This is a genomic window from Chryseobacterium sp. (assembly GCF_022712095.1).
In the GTDB taxonomy this organism is placed as follows: Bacteria; Bacteroidota; Bacteroidia; order Flavobacteriales; family Weeksellaceae; genus Chryseobacterium.
This window is the reverse complement of sequence record NZ_JALAHD010000018.1, coordinates 1-7,066: the sequence shown is the minus strand read 5'-3', so window position 1 is coordinate 7,066 and position 7,066 is coordinate 1. Positions and strand designations below refer to the sequence as shown.

General features: G+C 34.6%; 9 protein-coding genes and 1 riboswitch. Of the genes, 7 read left to right on the top strand and 2 right to left on the bottom strand.

The annotated features are described in order from the left end of the window. The first annotated feature begins 114 nt into the window (after positions 1 to 114). From Q0A18_RS00890 to gcvT, 3 genes are all read left to right on the top strand, one after another. The gene (locus Q0A18_RS00890) at positions 115 to 720 is read left to right on the top strand and encodes a Pr6Pr family membrane protein (protein WP_292008283.1); all 606 of its coding nucleotides are present in this window, start codon (positions 115 to 117) and stop codon (positions 718 to 720) included. A 68-nt stretch (positions 721 to 788) separates the two neighbouring features. After that, positions 789 to 1,304, top strand: coding sequence for an isopentenyl-diphosphate Delta-isomerase (gene idi, locus Q0A18_RS00885; RefSeq protein WP_292008284.1), 516 nt, complete (start codon positions 789 to 791; stop codon positions 1,302 to 1,304). 56 nt (positions 1,305 to 1,360) lie between these two features. Beyond that, positions 1,361 to 2,437 carry a glycine cleavage system aminomethyltransferase GcvT gene (gene gcvT / locus Q0A18_RS00880; protein WP_292008282.1) on the top strand — a complete coding sequence of 359 codons (1,077 nt, stop codon included), beginning with the start codon at positions 1,361 to 1,363 and terminating at the stop codon, positions 2,435 to 2,437. Positions 2,438 to 2,492: 55 nt separating this feature from the next. On the opposite strand, the gene Q0A18_RS00875 is transcribed toward gcvT, so the two are convergent. Continuing rightward, complete coding sequence (locus Q0A18_RS00875; protein ID WP_292008281.1) at positions 2,493 to 2,849, bottom strand: ArsC/Spx/MgsR family protein; 357 nt, start codon at positions 2,847 to 2,849, stop codon at positions 2,493 to 2,495. Positions 2,850 to 2,950: 101 nt separating this feature from the next. Here Q0A18_RS00875 and Q0A18_RS00870 point away from each other — a divergent pair, with 101 nt between their 5' ends. From Q0A18_RS00870 to Q0A18_RS00855, 4 genes are all read left to right on the top strand, one after another. Beyond that, entirely contained in the window at positions 2,951 to 3,418 is a 468-nt protein-coding gene (locus Q0A18_RS00870) for an acyl-CoA thioesterase (protein WP_292008280.1), read from the top strand. A gap of 22 nt (positions 3,419 to 3,440) precedes the next feature. Beyond that, positions 3,441 to 3,510, top strand: a riboswitch (Fluoride riboswitch). A gap of 31 nt (positions 3,511 to 3,541) precedes the next feature. Then, on the top strand, positions 3,542 to 4,852 hold the full coding sequence (locus Q0A18_RS00865) for a voltage-gated chloride channel family protein (protein ID WP_292008279.1): 1,311 nt from the start codon (positions 3,542 to 3,544) through the stop codon (positions 4,850 to 4,852). 44 nt (positions 4,853 to 4,896) lie between these two features. Next, entirely contained in the window at positions 4,897 to 5,778 is an 882-nt protein-coding gene (locus Q0A18_RS00860) for a LysR family transcriptional regulator (protein ID WP_292008278.1), read from the top strand. Positions 5,779 to 5,840: 62 nt separating this feature from the next. Beyond that, positions 5,841 to 6,803, top strand: a complete 963-nt coding sequence (locus Q0A18_RS00855; RefSeq protein ID WP_292008277.1) for a putative sulfate exporter family transporter — start codon at positions 5,841 to 5,843, stop codon at positions 6,801 to 6,803. Between the two features lie 50 nt (positions 6,804 to 6,853). Here the strand turns inward: Q0A18_RS00855 and Q0A18_RS00850 are convergent, their stop codons facing one another. Then, complete coding sequence (locus Q0A18_RS00850; RefSeq protein WP_292008276.1) at positions 6,854 to 7,030, bottom strand: hypothetical protein; 177 nt, start codon at positions 7,028 to 7,030, stop codon at positions 6,854 to 6,856. Between the last annotated feature and the right edge of the window lie 36 nt (positions 7,031 to 7,066).

Here is a 7,066-nt window from a genome sequence, read left to right as displayed (position 1 = left end):
TGTTATATTTTTGGTAATTCTAATTAAAAATTTTCTTTTTAGCAATCAATATTAAGTTTAGTCGGATTGGAATTTACTTCCAATTTTATTACATTTGATTATAACGTGGATTTCATGAAAAAAATACTAGCTTTTATCATATGCAGTATCGGTTGGTTCGCAATTATCGTTCAATATTACTTGATGATAGAAAATACCCTGTTGCCTTTCTCTGAAACAACCGTTAGGTTTTTCAGTTTTTTCACGATTTTAACCAATATAATAGTTGCAGTTTATTTCACCAAGCAACTTTTTACCTCTTTTAGTGGCAGTTCAAATTCTAACTTTTTAACAGCAATCACTGTATATATACTTATCGTAGGTATTATTTATCAGGTTATTTTAAGATCTAGCTGGAACCCTACAGGTCTACAGCGTTTTGTAGATGAATTATTACATGGTGTAATTCCTTTTCTTACTTTGGTATACTGGTATCTGTATGGGAAGAAGTCCGGCTTAAAATACGGAAACATGATAAAATGGGCTATCTATCCTCTAATCTATCTTTTTTACATTCTGATCCGCGGAGGCTTTTCAGGTTTTTATCCTTATCCATTTGTGAATGTTTCTGAAATCGGAATAGCGCAGACTTTAGTCAATAGTTTCTATGTTCTGATATTTTTCATCATTGTATCCGGACTTTTAATAAGTATAGGCAGGTTTATCGGAATTAAAAGATGATACTTTCTTACCGAATTGCGTCGGCAAAAAATTTCCAAAATACATTTATTAAACTTACATTTGTAGAAATGGAAGAATTAGTAGTCTTAGTGAACCCTCAGGATGAAGTACTGGGTTTAATGGAAAAGCAGCAGGCTCATATTAATGGCTTATTACATCGTGCTTTCTCTGTATTCTTATTTAACAGCAGCGGGGAAATGCTTCTGCAAAAAAGAGCTGCAAAAAAATATCATTCACCATACCAATGGACCAATGCAGTATGCTCTCATCCCCGGGATAATGAGACTTATCTCGAAGCAGCTAACAGAAGACTAAAAGAAGAGCTCGGAATATTTACAGAACTTTCAGAAAAATTCCATTTTATCTATAAAGCAGATGTAGGAAACGGCTTATGGGAACATGAACTCGACCATGTTTTTACAGGTTTTTTTGAAGGGGATTTCCACTTAAATAAAGATGAAGTAGAAGAAGTAAGATATATCTCCATGAAAGATCTGGATAAGGAAATATCTGAGCATCCGGAAAACTTTACAGAATGGTTTAAAATTATTTTAGAGGAATACAAACATCATTTCAATAAATAATAAGAAAGCCCTTCCTCAATTAACAATAAAGAAAATAAAGCAATAAAAAAATAAATATGAAAAAGACAGCCTTGTATGACAAGCACGTTTCTTTGGGAGCTAAAATAGTTCCTTTTGCAGGATTCGAAATGCCGGTACAATATTCAGGAGTTACTGAGGAACATTTTGCTGTAAGAGAAAAAGCAGGATTATTCGATGTTTCCCATATGGGACAATTCTTCATTGAAGGACCAGGATCTAAAGAGCTTTTACAACTTGTCACTACAAATAATGTAGATACTTTGGAAAACGGCAAAGCCCAATACTCTTGTCTTCCGAATGAAAACGGCGGTATTGTAGATGATCTTATCATTTATAAAATGGAAGACAACAAATATTTCGTTGTAGTAAATGCTTCCAATATTGATAAGGACTGGAATCATATTTCTAAATACAACAGTTTCGGAGCCAAAATGACCAACGCATCAGATGAAATGTCATTATTAGCTATACAAGGACCAAAAGCAACTGAAATTCTTCAAAAATTAACAGATACCAACCTTTCCGATATTCCTTATTACAACTTTACCGTTGGAAGTGTAGCGGGTATAAATGATGTAATCATTTCCAATACAGGATATACAGGAAGCGGAGGTTTTGAAATTTATTTCAAAAATGAAGATGCTGTAAAACTTTGGGATGCGATAATAGAAGCGGGAGAAAACGAAGGAATTATTCCTTGCGGACTCGCAGCAAGAGATACTTTAAGACTTGAAAAAGGATTCTGCCTATACGGAAATGATATCGATGATACCACTTCTCCGCTTGAAGCTGGTTTAGGCTGGATTACTAAATTTGATAAAGATTTCGTTTCCAAAGATATTTTTGCCAAACAGAAAGAAGAGGGTATTACCAGAAAATTGGTAGGATTTGAATTACAGGATAAGGGAGTTCCAAGACACGACTATGCTGTAGTAGATGCAGAAGGAAATGTAATCGGAAAAGTAACTTCAGGTACACAGTCTCCTATGAAGAAAATAGGATTAGGACTTGCTTATGTAGATAAACCTTACTTTAAAGTAGGTTCTGATATTTTCATTCAGGTAAGAAATAAAAATATTCCTGCAAAAGTGGTGAAAACTCCTTTTGTATAAAAAATAAAAACCGCAGATTATCACTGCGGTTTTTTATTCAGAATAAGATTCAACATTATTTTTTTGCTCTAAAAAAAGCATCCAACTTTTCTAAGTTAGCTTTTTCATTACCTACAAATATTTCTTTATCGGTAATAAAGACAGGACGTTTTAAAAAGGTATAATGCTCCAGTAACAGTTTCTTAAAATCTTTTTCACCTAATGATTTCACATCAATTCCTCTTTCCTTGATCTGAGTAGATTTCTTACTGAACAGTGCTTCATAAGATTTTGTTTTCTTATACATTTCTTCCAATTCTTCTTCTGTAATCGGCTGTTTTTTGATTTCTCTGTGTTCCCAATCCGTCAGATCAAACTGCCCTAATATTTTTCTGCATGTAGCGCAGGTATTTAGAGAAAATACTTTTTCCATCTTTATATTATTTATCCATTATTGTCAATCCTTCAAAATTAGGATTTAATCTCCCATTTCAAAAATTATTAAGTATCTTTATTTAAACTTTACTTCAATCAATGGAAAATAAACCGATCACCTTCCAGTTCATTTCAGAACCGTCTGATGTTAATTACGGAGGAAATGTTCATGGCGGAAGTGTTATGAAATGGATAGACCAGGCTGGATATGCCTGTGCTACGACCTGGAGTGGAAATTACTCTGTTACTGTATATGTTGGCGGCATACGTTTTTATGAGCCTATCAAAATCGGGGAAATCGTGAATGTGGAAGCTCAGGTGATTTACACTGGAAAATCCAGTATGCATATTTCAATTAATGTATATTCCAGGAATTTAAAACAGCCTACCTTTGATAAGAAAACCCACTGTATCATTGTTTTTGTACCAGTAGATGAGAACGGTAAAAAACTTCCTGTTCCTAAATGGACTCCCCAGACGGAAGAAGAAAAGCAAAAAGAACAGTATGCTATTCGTCTCATGGAATTAAGAACCCAGATAGAAGATGAAATGAAACCTTTTTTATAAAGAAATTTTTATATATATTTGCAAAACAGAAGGAAATGGTGTTCTTCCTTATCCCAACCGCTTAGATAGAAGCTGATGACGCCTGATTAATGAGATTATTGCAATTAACTAATCAGGTATATTATGTCTAAACATCAACGATCATTTTCAAAAAACACTACACTTAAAACACAGTTTTTTTTCAGAAAATTCCCAGCATCTCCCGATATTTTAAAATGGCTTATCATAAGTATCATTGTAGGTCTTTCAGTAGGAACCGCTTCTGCATGGTTTCTCCAATCTCTGGAATGGGTAACTACCATAAGAGAAAACAATAAATGGATCATTTTCTTTTTACCGCTAGCCGGATTCCTTGTTGGGATACTTTATTATTATTTTGGTAAAAATGTAGAGGCAGGTAACAACATTCTTATTGATAATATTCATAATCCTAAAAGTATTATTCCCTTTAAAATGGCTCCTCTCGTATATTTGGGAACTATTTTAACTCATTTATTCGGAGGCTCGGCCGGACGTGAAGGTACAGCTATCCAAATGGCAGGAGCCATTGCAGATCAGCTTACCCAACCGTTCAGGCTCAATAATGATGAAAGAAAAATATTAATCATTGCAGCCATCGCCGCCGGATTCGGTTCTGTATTCGGTACTCCTTTAGCCGGAGCTGTTTTTGGGCTTGAGGTTTTCCTGATCGGAAGAATACGATACGATGCTATTTTTGCAGCATTCACTTCTTCCATTATTGCGAGCTGGACCACTACAGGATTATGGAATGTAGAACATACTCATTACATCATAGGTCTTATTCCTAAGGCTAATTTCGTTTTCATTATTTACAGCATTATAGCAGGAATTGCTTTTGGTCTGTGCGCGGCCGCCTTCAGCAAAGCACTCCACTGGGCCGGAAATATTTTCAAATCAAATATTAAATATCCTCCGTTTCGCCCGATCATTGGTGGAATTATTATTGTCATTGCTGTTTTTGCTATGGGCGCCACTAAATATATCGGTTTGGGAGTTCCTGTTATTGAGCAGGCTTTTCAACAGCAATCCGAAGTCTATGATTTTGCATTAAAAATGATATTTACCGTACTTACCCTGGCTGCAGGTTTTAAAGGCGGTGAGGTTACTCCTTTATTTTTTATCGGAGCAACATTAGGAAGTGCTTTATCTATTTTCATTCCTCTTCCCGTAGGGTTAATGGCCGGAATGGGATTTGTTGCAGTATTCGCCGGAGCTACCAATACCCCTTTAGCCTGTATGCTGATGGCTATTGAATTATTCGGAGCAGAATGTGGTATTTATGTAGCCATAGCATGTGTCGTTTCATATTTAATTTCCGGTTATAACAGTATTTATACTCAACAGAGAGTCGGACAGGCAAAAAATAATAAAACGCAGGATTATACTGATAAAACGATATCAGAAATTAAATAGTAAGTTAATTTCAGTATTTTTGTGAGACATCTATTTTCCGAAAAATGTTTGATTACAGATTAAAGGTTTTTTATAAGGTTGCGTCAAGACTGAGCTTTACAAAAGCATCAGAGGAGCTGAATATATCACAACCTGCAGTAACCAAGCATATAAAAGAAATTGAAAATACCTTAAATACAAAATTATTTAACCGTAAAGGTACCTCTATTCAATTGACTGAAAGTGGTAAAATATTATATGGTTATGCTGAAAAAATCCGGAATATCTACCGTGATATGGAATTTGAAATCAATCAGATCAATCAGCAGCATAAAGGGAAACTCATTATCGGAGCAAGTACAACAATCGCTCAATATATCTTACCAGAAATTTTAGCAAAGTTTCATTCTTACTATAAAGACATTAAAATTGAATTGTTTACCCATAATACGGAAATTATTTCTTCTCTTTTGAAAAAAGGCAAAATAGATTTAGGCATTGTAGAAGGGGAATCTCAATCCTCTTATTTTGAATACAAAGCTTTCAGAGCGGATGAAATTGTTCTGGTCTCAAAGGTGGATCATCCTTTAGCCAGAAAAACTTTACAACTGACAGACCTGTATGAGATTGATCTTATTTTCCGTGAACAGGGCTCGGGATCTCTTGAGTTTGTTCAAAACAGGTTAAGAGATAAAGGCATTCAAATTGAAAATCTCCATACTGTCATGCAGATAGGAAGCAGCGAAAGTATTAAAAATTACCTTTTGCATTCTGAAAGCATGGCCTTTTTATCGATAAGTACTGTTCTTCAGGAATTAAAAAATAATCTTCTTACTGTTGTAGATATTAAAAATTTTAATATTGAGAGAAATTTCCATTTTATACTTCCGAAGGGAGAGCAATCCGAACTGATTCGGTTATTTCTGAAGTTCATCAGTTATAACTAAAAGTTATCTCTCAAAACAAATTGGAATTCATTTTATCATAATAAATTATGGAATTTTGAAAGATGAATTCAAGATTCCAATCATTAAAAATTTTCAGCAAAAATGAAGCACTGAAAAAGAGTATTTTCTGTGTGTTGGCTGTTTTATGCATAACTCCTCTCATAAGCTCACCATTGGCTTTGGCATTGGGCTTTTTTCTTGCTATTTTTATAGGAAATCCTTTTGAAAAATACCTGCATAAATATATTCATCTCCTTCTTCAGGTTTCCATCGTCGGATTAGGATTCGGTTTACAACTTAACGAGGCAATGCGGGCAGGAAAGACAGGATTTCAACTTACCATCATCAGTATAATGATTGTAATGATATTAGGATATGTTTTAGGAAAAATATTAAAAATTGAAAGACCTTTATTCTATCTGATTTCTACCGGAACAGCTATCTGTGGGGGAAGTGCCATTGCAGCGGTCTCCCCTATTATTAAACCGGATACTAAACAAATTTCCGTGGCTCTTGCCATTGTTTTTACCCTTAATTCCGTTGCTTTATTTATTTATCCATCAATAGGTCATTTGCTCCATCTTTCACAGGAACAGTTCGGGTTATGGTGTGCAATAGGAATACACGACACCAGTTCCGTAGTAGGAGCTGCAAACAAATATGGAAATGAGGCACTGCATGTTGCTACTACCGTAAAACTAGCAAGGGCATTATGGATCATTCCTGTTTCTATTATCACTATGTTCATTTTTAAAACTAAAGGAAGCAAAATAAAAATACCGTGGTTTATCGGCCTATTTGTTTTAGCTATCATTGCTGGCACCTATATTCCTTTTATGAATACATTAGGACATTATATCACTTATATAGCTAAATCGGGGCTTAATTTAACCTTATTCTTTATAGGTGCTTCCCTTTCCTTATCCACGCTTAAAACGATCAATTTTAAATCACTAAGCTTCGCTGTAATCTTATGGATTATCATTAGTGTAGGAAGCCTGCTTTATATTATAACATATTTATAATAAGTAACCCTTCGGATTATTCGAAGGGTTACTTGTTTATTAGACTATTTTCAGCAAGTAATTACCTGTGGGCATCCTATGTACTGAACACAGTATTTAGGTCCTGTCACAGCTCCTGTACAACTGCATCCGCATAACGAAAGATCAGGAGTCGCGACTCCTCCTGTTATGCTTTTAAGATCTTCTTTTCTAAGCTTCGTTGCGTTTTTTAAAATTTCGTTTGTCATGTGATTGGTTTTTAGGGATTAAACATATAGTTAGTA

Excerpts from the sequence above, each read along its gene's own strand:
- idi (WP_292008284.1), top strand. The coding sequence starts at position 789 with ATGGAAGAATTAGTAGTCTTAGTGAACCCTCAGGATGAAGTACTGGGT.
- Q0A18_RS00865 (WP_292008279.1), top strand. The coding sequence starts at position 3,542 with ATGTCTAAACATCAACGATCATTTTCAAAAAACACTACACTTAAAACA.
- Q0A18_RS00875 (WP_292008281.1), bottom strand. The coding sequence starts at position 2,849 with ATGGAAAAAGTATTTTCTCTAAATACCTGCGCTACATGCAGAAAAATA.
- Q0A18_RS00860 (WP_292008278.1), top strand. The coding sequence starts at position 4,897 with ATGTTTGATTACAGATTAAAGGTTTTTTATAAGGTTGCGTCAAGACTG.
- Q0A18_RS00890 (WP_292008283.1), top strand. The coding sequence starts at position 115 with ATGAAAAAAATACTAGCTTTTATCATATGCAGTATCGGTTGGTTCGCA.
- gcvT (WP_292008282.1), top strand. The coding sequence starts at position 1,361 with ATGAAAAAGACAGCCTTGTATGACAAGCACGTTTCTTTGGGAGCTAAA.
- Q0A18_RS00870 (WP_292008280.1), top strand. The coding sequence starts at position 2,951 with ATGGAAAATAAACCGATCACCTTCCAGTTCATTTCAGAACCGTCTGAT.
- Q0A18_RS00855 (WP_292008277.1), top strand. The coding sequence starts at position 5,841 with ATGAATTCAAGATTCCAATCATTAAAAATTTTCAGCAAAAATGAAGCA.
- Q0A18_RS00850 (WP_292008276.1), bottom strand. The coding sequence starts at position 7,030 with ATGACAAACGAAATTTTAAAAAACGCAACGAAGCTTAGAAAAGAAGAT.